The sequence below is a fragment of the Burkholderia sp. AU15512 genome (genome assembly GCF_002223325.1).
In the GTDB taxonomy this organism is placed as follows: Bacteria; Pseudomonadota; Gammaproteobacteria; order Burkholderiales; family Burkholderiaceae; genus Burkholderia.
In genome coordinates this window covers 259,283-273,819 of sequence record NZ_NKEX01000004.1, presented here as the reverse complement: position 1 = coordinate 273,819, position 14,537 = coordinate 259,283, and the positions used below count along the sequence as shown (strand labels likewise).

15 protein-coding genes and 1 tRNA gene are annotated in these 14,537 nt (G+C 60.6%); 10 read left to right on the top strand and 6 right to left on the bottom strand.

Going from position 1 to position 14,537, the window contains the following annotated elements:
• The first annotated feature begins 220 nt into the window (after nt 1-220).
• From CFB43_RS13840 to CFB43_RS13795, 10 genes are all read left to right on the top strand, one after another.
• Entirely contained in the window at nt 221-814 is a 594-nt protein-coding gene (locus CFB43_RS13840; RefSeq protein ID WP_089495888.1) for a recombinase family protein, read from the top strand.
• 2 nt (nt 815-816) lie between these two features.
• On the top strand, nt 817-1,317 hold the full coding sequence (locus CFB43_RS13835; protein WP_089495462.1) for a hypothetical protein: 501 nt from the start codon (nt 817-819) through the stop codon (nt 1,315-1,317).
• A 68-nt stretch (nt 1,318-1,385) separates the two neighbouring features.
• A complete protein-coding gene (locus CFB43_RS13830) occupies nt 1,386-1,613 on the top strand; it encodes a helix-turn-helix domain-containing protein (RefSeq protein ID WP_089495461.1) in 228 nt (75 codons plus the stop codon).
• A gap of 74 nt (nt 1,614-1,687) precedes the next feature.
• Nucleotides 1,688-1,903, top strand: a complete 216-nt coding sequence (locus CFB43_RS13825) for a hypothetical protein (RefSeq protein ID WP_089495460.1) — start codon at nt 1,688-1,690, stop codon at nt 1,901-1,903.
• A gap of 543 nt (nt 1,904-2,446) precedes the next feature.
• A complete protein-coding gene (locus CFB43_RS13820) occupies nt 2,447-2,824 on the top strand; it encodes a hypothetical protein (protein ID WP_089495459.1) in 378 nt (125 codons plus the stop codon).
• A gap of 43 nt (nt 2,825-2,867) precedes the next feature.
• Nucleotides 2,868-3,401 (top strand): virion core protein, T7 gp14 family, encoded by a 534-nt coding sequence (locus tag CFB43_RS13815; RefSeq protein ID WP_144023061.1) that lies wholly within the window; start codon nt 2,868-2,870, stop codon nt 3,399-3,401.
• Between the two features lie 15 nt (nt 3,402-3,416).
• Nucleotides 3,417-6,395 carry a glycoside hydrolase family protein gene (locus CFB43_RS13810; protein ID WP_089495457.1) on the top strand — a complete coding sequence of 993 codons (2,979 nt, stop codon included), beginning with the start codon at nt 3,417-3,419 and terminating at the stop codon, nt 6,393-6,395.
• Nucleotides 6,396-6,474: 79 nt separating this feature from the next.
• Nucleotides 6,475-6,879: a hypothetical protein gene (locus CFB43_RS13805; protein WP_144023060.1), complete on the top strand. Its 405-nt coding sequence runs from the start codon at nt 6,475-6,477 to the stop codon at nt 6,877-6,879.
• Nucleotides 6,876-7,526, top strand: coding sequence for a hypothetical protein (locus CFB43_RS13800; protein WP_089495455.1), 651 nt, complete (start codon nt 6,876-6,878; stop codon nt 7,524-7,526). The genes CFB43_RS13805 and CFB43_RS13800 overlap by 4 nt, the downstream gene beginning before the upstream one ends.
• A gap of 61 nt (nt 7,527-7,587) precedes the next feature.
• Nucleotides 7,588-8,505, top strand: coding sequence for a hypothetical protein (locus CFB43_RS13795; protein ID WP_144023058.1), 918 nt, complete (start codon nt 7,588-7,590; stop codon nt 8,503-8,505).
• 80 nt (nt 8,506-8,585) lie between these two features.
• Here the strand turns inward: CFB43_RS13795 and CFB43_RS13790 are convergent, their stop codons facing one another.
• The 6 genes from CFB43_RS13790 to CFB43_RS13765 all read right to left on the bottom strand — a co-directional run bounded on the left by CFB43_RS13790 (nt 8,586) and on the right by CFB43_RS13765 (nt 14,501).
• Complete coding sequence (locus CFB43_RS13790; protein ID WP_089495453.1) at nt 8,586-9,617, bottom strand: integrase; 1,032 nt, start codon at nt 9,615-9,617, stop codon at nt 8,586-8,588.
• 180 nt (nt 9,618-9,797) lie between these two features.
• Nucleotides 9,798-10,685, bottom strand: a complete 888-nt coding sequence (locus CFB43_RS13785; RefSeq protein ID WP_089495452.1) for a restriction endonuclease — start codon at nt 10,683-10,685, stop codon at nt 9,798-9,800.
• Nucleotides 10,678-12,072 carry a DUF6538 domain-containing protein gene (locus CFB43_RS13780; RefSeq protein ID WP_089495451.1) on the bottom strand — a complete coding sequence of 465 codons (1,395 nt, stop codon included), beginning with the start codon at nt 12,070-12,072 and terminating at the stop codon, nt 10,678-10,680. The genes CFB43_RS13785 and CFB43_RS13780 overlap by 8 nt, the downstream gene beginning before the upstream one ends.
• Nucleotides 12,073-12,156: 84 nt before the next feature.
• Nucleotides 12,157-12,241: transfer RNA gene (locus tag CFB43_RS13775), tRNA-Leu, on the bottom strand.
• A gap of 96 nt (nt 12,242-12,337) precedes the next feature.
• Nucleotides 12,338-13,495, bottom strand: a complete 1,158-nt coding sequence (locus CFB43_RS13770; protein ID WP_089440826.1) for an ABC transporter substrate-binding protein — start codon at nt 13,493-13,495, stop codon at nt 12,338-12,340.
• A 64-nt stretch (nt 13,496-13,559) separates the two neighbouring features.
• Complete coding sequence (locus tag CFB43_RS13765; RefSeq protein WP_027785173.1) at nt 13,560-14,501, bottom strand: CysB family HTH-type transcriptional regulator; 942 nt, start codon at nt 14,499-14,501, stop codon at nt 13,560-13,562.
• Between the last annotated feature and the right edge of the window lie 36 nt (nt 14,502-14,537).

The following is a 14,537-nucleotide window of genomic DNA, read 5'->3' as shown; positions in this document are numbered from 1 at the left end:
GGCGCGCGCATCTTTCCAGCCCACGGACTACCTGAGCCGGCCATTGAAGAGCGGGGGCGGTAAGCACACGCCTGGACGAGTGACGTATATGGATGGCTATTGATGGGGTACTAAACCGCTCCCTTTCGGACATGGGCTGCGAAGGGTGTACGAAAGTGCGCTTGTAAACTATTCGGACATGGCATATGATTCGTACATCTCTTTCGTACAGGTGCCTGTTATGTCCCGTGTCTTCGCTTACTGCCGCGTGTCCACCCATGACCAATCCACTGAGAATCAGCGCCTGGAGATTGAGCGGGCTGGGTTCGCTATCGACAAGCGGCGCATCGTGGAGGAATCCATAAGCGGCTCTGTTGCTGCCTCTGAGCGTCCCGGCTTCACCCGCTTGATGGACCGCATGGAATCAGGAGATGTCTTGGTTGTTACCAAGCTGGACCGGCTGGGCCGCAACGCGATGGACGTGCGGGCTACCGTGGAGGCGCTGGCAGGTCTGGGAGTGAAGGTGCATTGCCTTGCCCTGGGCGGGGTGGACCTGACCAGCGCAGCAGGGAAGATGACGATGCAGGTACTAAACGCCGTAGCTGAGTTTGAACGGGACCTGCTGATTGAGCGGACCAACGCAGGCATCCAGCGCGCCCGGGTTGAGGGGAAACAGTTCGGCAGGCCTTCAGCACTAACCAGAGAGCAGCAAGCGGAAGTAGCTGAGCGGCTGGCCAAGGGGGAGGCTGTAGCGGCCCTGGCGCGGGACTTTAAGACCAGCCGTCAGACCATCATGCGGCTTCGGGAGAAGGTGATTACGTCGGAGGTGAACTGAGCATGGAGCAGCAATTTTCCAAAGAGGGATTCTTCGACCTGACCGCGCCGGACCTGTTCACGCTCGCGTGCGGTCAATACGGGAGCTTTTATCGCGACCAGTCCCCAGTCAACGCCTATCTGGTGTCGGTTACGCTGTTTCATCTGCTGGACTGGCTTGTTAAAGACGGAACAACACGCAAAGCGAAACTCGCAATAGAGGCTAAAGAAATAGGCGACCGGACATCGGAAGAGGTGACCGTGCTGGCTATTCATGAGTTGCCAGAGTTTCGCGCAGTAGTGAGCGCAGCAAACAACGCAAAGCACCGTGAGCTTGACGGTTACCGGCCTGCCTATGCAAAGAAGCGGAGGGTGGGGGCGTTCGCAGGTGTGACCAGGGCGGGGGATTCGCTAGGCGATGAGTACCTCATCCTAGACATCGGAGATGAGGAAGTATGGCTGCGCGACGCGTTCGGCACGGTGCTTGAGCGGTATCGCGAATATTTCGACAGCCAGAAGCAGTGATGTAGCGTGACACCGGTTTACCCCGGCGCGTAAACTTTCGGTTCCACATCACGAACCGGAGAAATGCCATGACGGCAATCACGCAACCGACCCCCGCTGAGGTCCGAAAGCTCTTAGACGAATCCGGACTGAGCCGCGAACAATTCGCGGAGCTTGTCCACGTTTCCAAGCTGACCATCCACAAATGGGTTCTACCGGAAGACAACCAGAATCATCGCGGGATTCCGCTGGCAGCCTGGGAGCTGCTACTACTGAAGCTGGGCAAACATCCTGCCAAGAAACTGGTTGACGCGTAACCCAATGGGTTATTAGAATCGATTCCCGTGTGGCAAGCAATTTAGCAAGCCCCGTTACCTGACAAGGTCTAAACATGTTCCAGTTCACCATCAGCACCCGCCGTTTCTCCCTCAGCATCGACCAGGGCACCGCGTCCCTCCGCATCGGCTCCCGTGAATTCCTGCTGCTCCGTGACTACGTTGAGCGCAGCCGTAAGCCCCGCCTGTTGGAAACCTTCCGAGACACTGAAGCCCGCAGCTGGGAGGCGCTGGTGATGCGCCGCTGGTTGGTTTCCAGCTCCCCAGCCTGAGCACCCTGAGCACGGCTGATAGGTTAGCCAGCAGCACCCATAAGCGCCCTCCGGTAACGGTCGGCGCTTTTTTGTTTCCAATCGGCCAGATGCCAAGCTGGGAAAGGGTTACAGGCTGGTTCCCGTGCCTATACACCGACTCTCGCTCTACAAGACGCTCTGACCCATACCGGGCGGGGCATCGCAAGGATATGCGCGGTTAAACCCGCACGCTAAAAACTCACTCTCGCCCTACGTGTTGGAGGGGCGGGACGACTAGCGCCGGCTAAACCGCCACTCTCGCAAGTAGCCCCGCCCGAATGTTCAAGCGCGTGGCTGAGCACACCTATTTTTTGAATCCCCATCCCTCTCGCTTCCATGCCCACCGGGCAGGGCTGGTCGCGTCCATCCTCCGCCCACCTCAAGGACCCCTCTATGACTCCCTCAACACCTCCATCCGGTTGGCCCCCGGTTTCCCCTTCCGGCCGCATCACGTACCGCCCAGCGACTCCCGAAGACGCCACCGAGCTGGCCCCTAAGCTGCGCCAGTCGGACACCGCTGAGATGGCTCTGACCTGGGCCGGTTCGCCCGAAGCGCGCCTTGCGGAATCCATCCGCGTATCGGCTGATTCCTGGTCGCTGCTGATCGATGGCGAGATTGAGGCTCTGTTTGGGCTCGTCCGTTACCCGATGGTCAATGTCCCCTGGATGCGCTGTTCCGCTGCGGTTGCGAGTCATGCCCGTGAGCTGTTGGCGCATGCGCGCGTGTGGCTCGATAGCGTCCGCGTTACTGACGCGCCGCTGGCCAACACCGTTGCTTCAGGCAATACGGAGGCTCACAAGCTTCTGGAGCGCCTGGGTTTTGTCATTGGCGATGCAGCGCCAAACCAGGGGCCTCCGGGCAGCTTCCGATTCTTCTATGAGGCACCGCGCCATGTGTGAACCGGCGACCATCAGCGGCCTTACCACCCTCACGATGGCCAGCATGGCAGCAAGCGCGGCTACTGCGATTGCCGGTTATGTGGGGCAGAGCCAAGCAGCGAAGCGCCAGGGTGACGCCGCCCAGGCTGCTTACGACTCGCAGGTAACGCAGACAAAAAACGAGATGACCCAGCAGGGCCAAGCAGCGGCCGAGCAGATGTCTGAGCGAGCTCGCCAAGCGATGATCGAAACGGGACACCTCCAGGCCCTTGCGGCTGACTCTGGGACCAACGGCGGGGGCAGCAATGACCGCGTGACGAACGAAGCCAACTTCAACGCTGGACAGGACATCGCAGCCATGCAGGCCAACGCGTCTTCGCAGCAGCGTCAGATGGTCAGCCAGCTCAATGGCAGCTATGCGCAAGCGGTCTCGCGAACGGCCAGCATCCAACAGCCGAGCCTCATCGGAACTGGTCTCCAGATTGCCGGCGGCGCACTCAACGCATACACCCCCCAGGAATCCATCAAGAACCGCGTTACAGGCGGCGTCCCAGGCTCCAACGCTTACGGTTTCAAGATGCCTGGGTCATCGACCTAACAACCTCATCCCACCATGCCGCAATCACCAACCTCCCCTCTGTCCATCACCAGCCGCCCTGAGGCTCCCGTTACGGGCCGTCAGGTCTTCTCTCAGCCTCAAGAGCGGCCTGTCGATACCTACGCAGCACCGCAGCAGGACTCAACCCTTCACGGGCTCCTTACGGGGCTCCAGACCTTCAATCCCGCACTCCAGGAGTACGTCAACCTGGAGAACCAGAAGGACGCCACTCAGGCCTTCAAGGCAGGCACCTCAGCGGGCCAGCTCAGTGACGCTGGGCTCATCGACGCGCAGACCGGTGGCATCAAGGTGCCGCCCCCATCCGCAGACTCCCGCGTGGACCCCGCGTTCAACGATACGTTCGCTCAGGGCTATCGCAACGCGGTCGGCCTGAAGATTGGTAACCAGGTACAAACGGACATCCTGAGCGCCTACCAAGAGGCGAAGAACCAGGATGGGTTCGATCCGGAGAAGTTCCTCCACGAGCAGGTAGCGCAGCATACGGCTGGCCTCACGGACCCGGCGATTGTCGATCAGGTCTCCAAGAGCGTCGCTACGACGGCTGATAGTGTCCGCAAGGATTACGCTCAGGTCCAGTTCCAGCGCCTGAAGGAAACCGCATTCGGCAACTTCTCCGCTGTCGCTGATGGTGTCCTGGACCCTACCAAGAGCCTCCAGCAGATGTGGGACGGCGTTCAGCAGACGCTGGAACCGATGCGCGGTCAGATGGGTATGATGACCCGCCCTGAGATGGCTGACATGCTGCTGGACAAGATTAACAATCTTTCCTCGCAAGCTGGCGGGCGTCCTGAGCTGTTCGACCTGTTCACTCAGTTCAAGGACCCGCACACGGGCCTGACGCTCCAGCAGATGAACCCGAAGATTCAATCAGAGGCCACGCGGCTCCAGCATCGGGCTCTCGAAGAGCAGAACCAACGCATCGAGCAGGCGCAGCAAACGGACTTCTTCAAGAGGACCGTAGCGGATGAAGAGGCAGCGAGCCAAGGCAAGCAGCCGGACATCAATGACTTCGTGAACCGCATCGGCCCGCTGAACCAGTTCAAGAGCGCAAGCGCAGCCCTGGGTGAGTATCGCCGACTCCAGGGCCTCGCTGATGCAGCTCAGCAGAACGTACAGGCCATGTACGCAGTGAGTAGCGGGACAGCCTGGGCACTCGGTAAGAAGGAGGCACAGACGGCGCTTGACGCCATTCAAGAGCCAGCAGTGCAGGCAATGCTTGGAGCCGCCAGCGGCATGCAGTCCGGGGACTACTCGCGGCACCCAACAGTGCAGCAGGCTGTAGCTGCGATTGTCCAATCAACGGCTCAGTCCGGACGTAGCGACCTTGCCAATACGAAGTTGAAGGGGCTGATTGATGGGGCTGTAAACGCCGTGCCAGCTAAGGACGGGCAGCCTTCCAGCCAGTTCCGTCTTGCAGCTATGTTGTACAAGAACCTTCCTGATCAAATCCAGGCGCTCTACTTCGATGAAAAATCTAGCGACCTGTTTAGGTCGTACACGAAGCAGCTAGACACTGGTATCTCGGACGGAATCGCGTATGAGACCGCGTATCGGGCCATCTCCCCTGAGGCGCAAAAGCTGGCGCAAAAGCTCACCAGTGATCCCGAGTGGCAGGCAAAAGTGACCAAGGAAGTCTCCGGGCTCACCACAAACTGGTATCAGCGGATTCCTGTAGTCGGCCGGATGTTTGGCGGCTCTCCGCAGAATGAAGGCGCTACCAGCACATGGGCACAGCTTGAGCTTCGGGACTATTACTTGCGCAATCCGAATGCTACGCCCGACCAAGCGAAGGCATGGATTCAGCAGCAGGTGCAGTCCAACTTCGTGTATGACCCGGTGAACAAGATTGACGTACAGGTCCCGCCGAACAGGGCAAGTGAGCAAACCCAGGAGGCAATCCAGAACTACTTGGAGAAGGCGCGCGCGAAGTATGGCGAAGAGGTTAGCCCCGGTCTCGCCTACAGCAAGAATGGTCAATACTTACTAACCGCGTTCATCAATGGGAACCCGGTTCACGGATTGGAGCACGTGACGTTTGACCAGATCATGCAGGAAACCGCCGCAACCAAGCTGCTGTCCCGAGAAGAACAGGCCGCGATGGCGACGCTCTACACAAAGCTTGTGCGGGACCACACGGCCACCACTCAGGACCTTATCGATAATGCGGGAGTACTTGCCAAGGCGCACAACCTCAACCAGATCAATGACCTTATGCGGGGGCAAATTGCGAAGGTCCGCGAAGGCGCATTCAACGGAGCCCTGAACAACGTCTTCAACTTCCCCATGATGCCTACCTCCTTCGCTGGCCTCTCCGGTTCCCGCTTGACGGGCCAAGGTTCTAAGCTTCAGGTGGCCCAAGCCGAGGACTTTATCAGTGGCGTCAACTCCGTCAATGCCATCAACCCCTTCGACTCCACCGGCTTGGCCGCCTCGCTCACCGCGATGGGCGAAGGTCTCGTGCTCAAGGCAACGCCCGACCCTAACCCGAAGGCTGGGAACAACATCGGCTATGGCTACAACCTGAACGCCAACGCTGGGACCATCGCAGAGGACTTCCGCCGCGCTGGTATCCCCGCTACGTCCATCGACGGTATCAAGAACGGCTCCGTGCAGATCACTCCCGAGCAAGCCGCACGGCTCCTTGAGGTGACCCTCCCGCGCTACACCGAACGAGCCAAGCAAGCCGTGGAAGCTGTCAATCCTGGGCTCTGGATGATGATCAACCAGGCTCAGAAGGCAGCCCTCACGGACGTGGCGTATCAGGTCGGGGACGTTGGCCAGTTCCACAAGGCCATCGGCGCGCTCGCCCGGAAGGACATCGCAGGCTTCAACGATGCACTGAAGGTGACCTACCTGGACAAGGATGGGAACCGTAGGGAGGACGTTCGCCGTAACAACCTCCGCTCTCTCATGATCAACGGTGTCTCCGCTTGGAAGCAGGGACTAGCAGAGGCAAAGCGAACCGCGAAGTAGCGATGCTCATCCGGTCTACCCCATGCCGCCCCGCCAGTGATGGTGAGGGCGGCTTTTCTTTTTCTACCTCAGGAAACCTATGAACCAACGTAACGAAACCCTCATGGCTCTCGATGGAGCCCTAGCCCCGCTGCTGGCAGTAGTGACTATGACCAAGGGCGGGGCCGCAGTATTCCACGATGACGGCACAGCCATCCAGGCTCAGAGCCCCTTCGAGCTCGCATCAATCATCCGCAGTAACCCACCCGTGGCCATCGCGAAATGTGAAGGCGCGGCGCGGTGGGCGTGGGGTTTCCCAGGCTGGGAGAAGCACTGGGATGAGCTTCAGGTGGCCGGGTTCGGAGAACAGGCGGGTATCTCGGATGAGTTCCTAGCGCTGGCAGGCTTTGACCGGCAGGAGCTGGCCAAGGAACTGGCGGTGCTGGAGGGACTGGGACACGTGGCCTTCATCGAGCACTGCGGCGAAGCAAAGGAGGGCGCGTGAGTAACGCAGGGCTGCTTCCGTGGGAGGGGGATGATGAACTGGCGGAGGCGAAGGCTCACGCCCTGGCCGCTCAGCAGGCTTGCTTAGCGAACGGCGGCAGGCCTGTAGAGGCCGAGGTGCAGCCTATGGCCTCCGCGAAGACGCCCGCATGCGATGCCGATGCGCCCAGCGACACCACACCACCAGACCTCCCGGAAATTAGCGCGTTCGTCCGCAGCCTGGGCGGACTCAACAGCGTGGCCATCTTCAAGGACCTTCTAGCCGCTGACCTGCTGACCCACAGAGTCGGCCATTATCAACAGCGTTCCCGGAGGTCTGGAGATGCGGAGTGGTTCCGTAGCGTCAAGGTGGACCGGAGCCATGTGCTGTATGTCACGCCAGCGGGTCAGGAGCTAATCAAGCAGCTCAAGAAAGACGGGAGGCTGACCAAGGCATTGACCAAACAGCCCCTTACGCCTCAGCAAAAGAGAGCTCGGGAAAGAGCGCGCAAGGTAGCGAAGGATAAGCGGGAGGCGGAGAGGGCAGCGCTGGCTGCAAGTCAGCCGGCCGTCCTGGCCAAGCTCGACCAGACCATCGAAGAATGTATTCAGCGACGTGGAGCGCTTCGTGAACGTCGGTCGCTGCGTAGCCTGCCGGTAGCAGGCTAGTCAAGATTCGGCCGAAGTTCAAGGAAAGATGCGCGCGCAACGAATGGCATGGAGGTATGTATTGGATGATGTATTGGCGGCTTCGCAGAAGCCAAAACAATCAGGGAAGCTGGGAGGTCCGCTAGGGCTGACCCATGCTCTCCTGATGGCCCCCCATCGGGTTCCGCTTGGCAGCCTGAAAGTGGATGAAGGGCGGTTTCAGGTGCGGGACCACAACAGCAACAAGTATGTCCACGGCATCCTCAAGAAGCAGGAATCAGCAGCGGTCAGCGCCTCATTGAAGGAGGTTGTGGAGCGGGGAGACCCACTAGACCCCGTGGTCTACTGGCAGGACCCAGCGGAGCCGGATGGCCCCTTGTGGGTAATTGACGGTCACCATCGTATGGAGGCATATGAGGCGGCTGAGGTGAGCCTCAAGGCGCTGGTGTGGGGGCAGCGCTTCACGGGAATGACCGAGGCAGAGGCGCGCGCATTCGCCCTGCACATCAATTCCCGCGAGCACCTGAACATGACTCAAGCGGAGCGCCATCAGGCATTCTGGCTGATGCTGCTGGCGGGTGAGGTATCCGGCAGCGCTCGGGAGCTGGAGCAGCGATTCAACGTCCCTAAGTCCACCGTGAGCCGCATGAGTCAACAGGTGTCCGCCGTCCGGGAGCGGTTGCGGCTCATGGCTGCTACTGAAGGGGCGGAGCTGGACGTGGGGTATATCCGCGAGAGTGCGCCGCAGTGGCGCAAGCTGTCCGAATGGAAGGCCAACGATACGGAGGTGGAAAAGATGGCCGCTGAAGCCCTGGAGCAGAAAGCTATTGATGGAGTGGTTAGGGGGATGGCCGTCAAGTTCGGAAAGGTGGTGCAGGCTCAGCCGGACATCGTGCTGAAGGCGTTCGAACAGTTCTTTCATGAGGCCACCGGGCAGGCGCTGGATGTTCGTCGGCTGAGTCCTGAAGAGGCCACGGAGCGGGATGTGTTCGAGTTCTAGCGGAGCCCCGTGGGATGGGCTTCAGGTGTCCCATATATGAGCACGGTTTGGGACAGCGGAAACTGTCCCAATGGGACACCTTACCCCAGCCGTCCCAGCAGGCTCTTAGGGTCCAGGTGCGTGTAACGGTTGAGCATCTGAAGCGTCTTGTGCCCGCTGATGGTTTGGGCTTCCACCATGTTGAATCCCCTCTCAAATAGACGAGAGACGGCCTCATGCCGGAAGTCGTGGAATGTGAAGTCCTCCATGTTGCACGCTATGCGGGCCTTCTTGAAGCGCCTCGCTATGCTCCCCTTGAGGATGTCGAAAACGTATCGGTCTGGATTCATTGGGAGCGTTCGAAGAGCCGCAACTGCCGCCCTGGATAGGGGGACCGTGCGGGGCTCCCCGTTCTTTGTGTCAGGTAGATACGCAAGCTGGCCATCAAGGTCTAGGTTCTGCCACGTAAGCGTGGATATTTCCCCGCGCCTCATCGCAGTTTCTACCGCAACGATTACAGCGGCCTTGAGCCAATGGTCTCCGGTCCGTTCGCACCAATCCATGATCTTGTCGAACTCTCCCGGTCGGAGGCGGCGGTCTCTAACGTTTCCCTGCTTCATCCGCCGCATGGCTTTCCTGGGGTTCACGGCGTCTTCATAGCCCCAATCAGCACGGGCTACTTCGTACAGGTGGGAGATCAGCGCAATCTCAGTGCGGATGGTGGCAATGGCTCGACCTTGTGCCAATCGCTGATTCATATACGCGGTCAAGTCCGCACCTCGGATGCTGTAAAAGAGGCGGTCCGCTAGGGGATGCTTGAGCCATTTCCTGATTACGTGCGTCTCGGTGTGCGCGCTTTTCTTGTAGGGCGTCACCTCTTGGGCATACCGCTCAATGGCTTCCCGTAAGGTTAGGTCACGGCGTGGCGCTGGTGGCGGGATGAATTTGACATCACCCTTTGACTTTTGCCTACGAGCGCCACGCGCTGTATGCCCGCTCTTGGCCGGAAGGTGGAGCTTAAGCCACTGCTCAGCCTCATCATAGGTGTCACGGGTCCGAGTCTTGACCTTGCCGCTCTGGTAGTAAATTCCGGCCTGGAATCGTCCGCTAGGGAGTTTGATGATGTGCTCCATTGCTGCCCCTGTGGTGGATGGTCATGGGGCGCACGGTAGCAACTGGATGAGGGCTTGCGTAAGCCCCCGGGGTATAGTGGATAAGCAGCCGTAGTCCACTCGTTCTCCACTAGGGGATGGTATTTCCTAGAGAATCAGTTAGAGCAGGGGGCCGGTTCTCGCGTGTGGCCTGGACGGCAGTTAGGGGGACTCCCAGCCGACCAGCCCCTGTATTGCCAAGATGGGTTTTCTGGGTGGTTCTTCGCCATCGGCCAACTTAACCCACGTGTTTTGGATTTCTTCCGGCTCGACAGCGCCGGTAGTGAACGCGTTCGTATGGACAAGACCAGTGTGCTCATCCACAAAGCCGCTTAGCTGCTTGATACCTACTTGGCCGAAGTACCGCACGCGCTCGACAAGTATCGAAGCTGTCAATTGAACATCGATAAGATCATCGTAGCCATTCGAGACTTGAACGGTTGCGTGTTCATAGAGGGGGAGGTCATGATGCTCGCCCGGGGCCACCGGAAACTCCCCAGCATTCCACTTTTCAATGGCCATTTGGAATGCGGTTGGTAGCTCATCCCCTTGGGGGCTCAGCACTCGCATATTGCCGGGATGCTCACCTATACGGAAGGGCTTCGCTGCGATAGATGAAATCGAGATGCTGATGCCAGCGCTGAAGAAATCACACACGGCGGGAAGAGCAATGACTGAGCGCCATTTGTGGTCTCCGGTGTCCAAGGGGCGGTACAGGGCTATCCGGAGACTCTTCGCGCGCTTCTTCGCCGTCGCGGTGAAACCTGCGGGGCAGACTAGCACCCCCTTGTTGACGCCGATATCGTCTACGAGCCCGCTGAATTCTTCGACTCCCTTCACATCCACCGGGGTCTTGTAGTCGTTGCAGTCGATGGCGACCCGCATCGTGTACTGGCCAATGTTCTGAGTTAGCAATACATCCACCTGACGACGCTCACCAGTCACCTCTCCCACAAGCATTACGTCGTGCTCCACCTTCGCATCCGGCGCTAGGTCTTGCTGAATCCGGGCCACTAGCTGTTCGAATTCTCGCCATTCCTTTTTAGCCATGTGTAGTCCCCGAATCTGAACTGTTTGGAGCTATCGTCTTGCCTAGCCACTCACGCTTGATGGGAAGGCTATACCCCTTACCGTACCCCGCAGCTTCGCCCTTGGTTGCCCATCCGCCAATCGAATGGCGAACCTCCGTAGGGCAGCCAACGTCGCGTAGCCGGTCAGCCATCGTATGTCGGAATTCGTGTGCCGTGTGCTCCCACCTGTTGGCTCGCAGCCAGCCAGCAACAGTGGCTGATGCGCTGTCAGCGTTGCAGCCTTTGGCATCGGAGGTGTAGCGCGGGAAGGCGAACTTCTGCCCCGGCTTCGCGGATGCCTTCACCCGCTTGGCTGCCCAAAGAGAATGACCAAGGAGGGGCACCTCTCGCTCACTCGGCCCCCCAGCGCCACCCTTTATGGTCCTCCAAGGCTGCTCCTTGATGACGATATGCGGTACCGGACCATCCAGCACAATCTCACCTAGCGTGAGCCCAGTGACCTCCGCGATGCGCGCGCCTGTGTCTGACAGCAGAGCCACCAACCAGCGGATGTCATCGTCCATCTCCACGCACTTGGTTTGTACAGCGGTGAGCTCGCCGGGAGTGAAGGGCACTCTACCTTTCGTGTCCTTGCCTTCACCAGCAATCTGAATGGACTCAAATGGGTTCGTCCGCATCAGTTCTTTTTCGCGGATGTAGGAGGCGAAGACCGCGCTGATGGTGCTGATGCGGCGGCGCACCGTTCCAGTCTTAAGGCCGGTGCTCAGCTGATGGTCAACGTACCTGCGAGCGTCTTCCCGTGCGGTCTTGGCAATCGGCTTATCGCCAATTACATCAGTCAAGGTCTTGAAGGCAGCCCGAGAGAATCCCGTGAACTTCTCATCGTCCCGTTTCTTGTGGTGGCTGATGTACAGCTCCAGGGCATCACTGAGGGAATCCTCTAGGGTCCCGGCCACCATCTGCGCAGCCGTTGCCTCCACTGCCGTGAGGTATTCCGTCCCACTGGCTTCGCGATACACCTGTTCATCGCCCGCAGCATGGGCGGTGCGTTTCTTCTCAAGGTGGTCGTGGAAGAGCTGTACGGCCATCTCCGTGGTCTCGTCCCGCTCCGCGCTTGGAACGATACCCCAGGAGGCTAAGAACGCCTCAGCGTGCTTCCTGGTGGCTTTCAGGGACGATTCCGGATCAGCCCGCAGCATCCGCCACTCTTCCTCGTACCGTTTGTTGAGGGCGTCAATCATGTGCGCCGCTTGGCCAACGTCGGAGGTCTTGAGGTTGATCTTTACGGTTTTCTTGCCGTAGTGGTGCTGTAGGTCGCGGGGGATGGGGCGCTGGAAATAGTAGATGTCCCCGCGCAGATAGCTGTTCTTCAAGGTGAAGGTGAGCGCGCCTAGGCGTAGCTTCATAGGATGGTAACCACAGAAGTTACCACAGAAACACGCCCTAAACTGCCGGGATGCCTTGCTGGATAAGGCTTTGAAGGAATTCGATGGTGCCCAGGGCCGGAATCGAACCGGCACGCCTTGCGGCGGGGGATTTTGAGTCCCCTGCGTCTACCAATTTCACCACCTGGGCTTGATCCTGGCCGCGCATGCGATGGTGCGCGGCGAAACGCGGATTATGTCCGAAATCCCGCTGCCGGGCAAGCTGCCCGGTTGCGGGCCGTGCACGTCACTGACTGAGGTAGACGAATCGGCCCTGCTTGACGATCCCCATCACGCTTGCGCGCTGGTCGAGTCCCACATGATCCTTGTCGCTCGTGTTGACGACACCGTTCGGCACGACGAGCTCGTGCGCGCGTTCCAGCTCGCGCCGCAGCGCCGCGCGAAACGCGGGCGTGCCGGGCTGCGCGGCCTTCAGCGCGCGGCCGACCGCGTCGGCGAGGCGCGGGTAGACGCCCGCCGCGTCGCCCGCGAACTGCGTGACCGTGCCGGCGCCGTACTTCGCTTCGTACGCGTCGACGAACGCGAGCGCGGCCTTGCGGGCCGGATGATCGGCCGGCAGCGTGCGCGCGACGACCACCGGCTGGGTCGGGAACAGCGTCCCGTCGACATCCTTGCCGCCGAGCTTGATGAATTCCGGTGTCGCGATCCCGTGCGTCTGGTAGACCGGGCCCTTGTAGCCGCGCTCGATCAGCGTGCGCTGCGGCAGCACGGCCGGCGTGCCCGAGCCCGCGATCAGGATCGCGTCGGGTTTCGCTGCGATCAGCTTCAGCGCCTGGCCCGTGACGCTCGCGTCGGTGCGGTTGAAGCGCTCGGTCGCGACCACGCGGATCTTGCGCAGGTCCGCGAAGCGCGTGAACTCGTTCAGCCAGCTGTCGCCGTAGCTGTCCGCGAAGCCGATGAAGCCGACCGTCTTCACGCCGTGGTTCGCCATATGGCGCGTCATCACGTCGGCCATCGCGCGGTCGCTCTGCGCCATCTTGAACGCCCAGGTCCGCGCGCCTTCCTGCGGCTCGACGATCGCGCCCGAGCCGACCAGCGTGATCATCGGCGTCTGCCCGGCGGCCACCGCGTCGAGCGCCGCGAGCGCGGCCGGCGTGATGTTCGGCCCGACCACGACGTCGACATGATCCTCGTCGACCAGCTTGCGGATGTTGCGCACCGCGGTGCCCGGGTCGGATGCGTCGTCGAGCACCGTTACCTGCACGGGCTGCCCGGCGATCGTCTTCGGCCACATCAGGATCGCGTTCTTGCTCGTGATGCCGATCGCGGCGGCCGGGCCGGTCGACGACAGGTCGACGCCGACCTTCAGGTCGGCATGCGCGGCGGCGCAGGCCAGCACGAGGGCGCCGGCAGTGGCGCGGCGCAACAGGGCGGGAAGCGTCATGCGGAATTCTCCGTCGGACAGCAAAAAGGGGCGCGATGTGCGCCCCCGTGTTTATACACGCCGCTCAGAGTTCGTACGATTCGGATTCGCCCTTGAGCGCCTGCTCGATCAGCTTGCGGTTCAGCGTCGGCGACAGCAGTTCGACCAGCGTATACACATAGCTGCGCAGGTAGGCGCCCTGCTTGAGCGCGACGCGCGTCACGTTGCTGCCGAACAGGTGGCCGACCGGGATCAGCCGCAGGCCGCGGTCGCGCTCGGGGTTGAACGCGATGTCGGCCATGATGCCGACGCCGAGGCCGAGCTCGACGTAGGTCTTGATCACGTCGGCGTCGATCGCCTCGAGCACGATGTCCGGCGACAGCCCGCGCAGCGCGAACGCATGGTTGATCTTCTTGCGGCCCGCGAACGCATCGTCGTACGTGATCAGCGGGTACTGCGCGAGATCGTCGAGCGTGACCGGCTTGCGTTCGAGCAGCGGATGGTCGGCCGGCACGACGGCCGCGTGGTGCCACTGGAAGCAGGGCAGCGACACGAGTTCCTTGTAATCGGAGATCGCCTCGGTCGCGATCGCGAGATCGGCCTGGTCGTGGATCACCATCTCGGCCACCTGCGTCGGGCTGCCCTGCAGGATCGACAGGTGGACCTTCGGGAAGCGCTTCTTGAACTCGGCGATCGCGGCCGGCAGCGAGTAGCGGGCCTGCGTGTGGGTCGCGGCGATGGTCAGGTTGCCCTGATCCTGCGCGGCATAATCCTTCCCGACCCTTTTAAGGCTTTCAACCTCCTGGAGAATCCGCTCGACCGACGCGAGGATGATCCGGCCCGGCTCGGTGAGCGAGCGCACGCGCTTGCCGTGCCGCGTGAAGATCTCCACGCCCAGCTCGTCCTCGAGCTCGATGATCGCCTTCGATACCCCCGGTTGCGACGTGTAGAGCGCCTTGGCGGCCTCGGTGAGGTTGAAATTCTGCCGGACGGCCTCGCGCACGAAGCGAAATTGGTGCAGGTTCATTTATAACCCTTCCGCATATCAACAGAATTTTTTAGT

Bases quoted from the DNA above. Each gene is read 5' to 3' on its own strand.
- CFB43_RS13840 (WP_089495888.1), top strand. From the start codon at position 221: ATGTCCCGTGTCTTCGCTTACTGCCGCGTGTCCACCCATGACCAATCC.
- CFB43_RS13835 (WP_089495462.1), top strand. From the start codon at position 817: ATGGAGCAGCAATTTTCCAAAGAGGGATTCTTCGACCTGACCGCGCCG.
- CFB43_RS13830 (WP_089495461.1), top strand. From the start codon at position 1,386: ATGACGGCAATCACGCAACCGACCCCCGCTGAGGTCCGAAAGCTCTTA.
- CFB43_RS13825 (WP_089495460.1), top strand. From the start codon at position 1,688: ATGTTCCAGTTCACCATCAGCACCCGCCGTTTCTCCCTCAGCATCGAC.
- CFB43_RS13820 (WP_089495459.1), top strand. From the start codon at position 2,447: ATGGCTCTGACCTGGGCCGGTTCGCCCGAAGCGCGCCTTGCGGAATCC.
- CFB43_RS13815 (WP_144023061.1), top strand. From the start codon at position 2,868: ATGGCAGCAAGCGCGGCTACTGCGATTGCCGGTTATGTGGGGCAGAGC.
- CFB43_RS13810 (WP_089495457.1), top strand. From the start codon at position 3,417: ATGCCGCAATCACCAACCTCCCCTCTGTCCATCACCAGCCGCCCTGAG.
- CFB43_RS13805 (WP_144023060.1), top strand. From the start codon at position 6,475: ATGAACCAACGTAACGAAACCCTCATGGCTCTCGATGGAGCCCTAGCC.
- CFB43_RS13790 (WP_089495453.1), bottom strand. From the start codon at position 9,617: ATGGAGCACATCATCAAACTCCCTAGCGGACGATTCCAGGCCGGAATT.
- CFB43_RS13785 (WP_089495452.1), bottom strand. From the start codon at position 10,685: ATGGCTAAAAAGGAATGGCGAGAATTCGAACAGCTAGTGGCCCGGATT.
- CFB43_RS13780 (WP_089495451.1), bottom strand. From the start codon at position 12,072: ATGAAGCTACGCCTAGGCGCGCTCACCTTCACCTTGAAGAACAGCTAT.
- CFB43_RS13770 (WP_089440826.1), bottom strand. From the start codon at position 13,495: ATGACGCTTCCCGCCCTGTTGCGCCGCGCCACTGCCGGCGCCCTCGTG.
- CFB43_RS13765 (WP_027785173.1), bottom strand. From the start codon at position 14,501: ATGAACCTGCACCAATTTCGCTTCGTGCGCGAGGCCGTCCGGCAGAAT.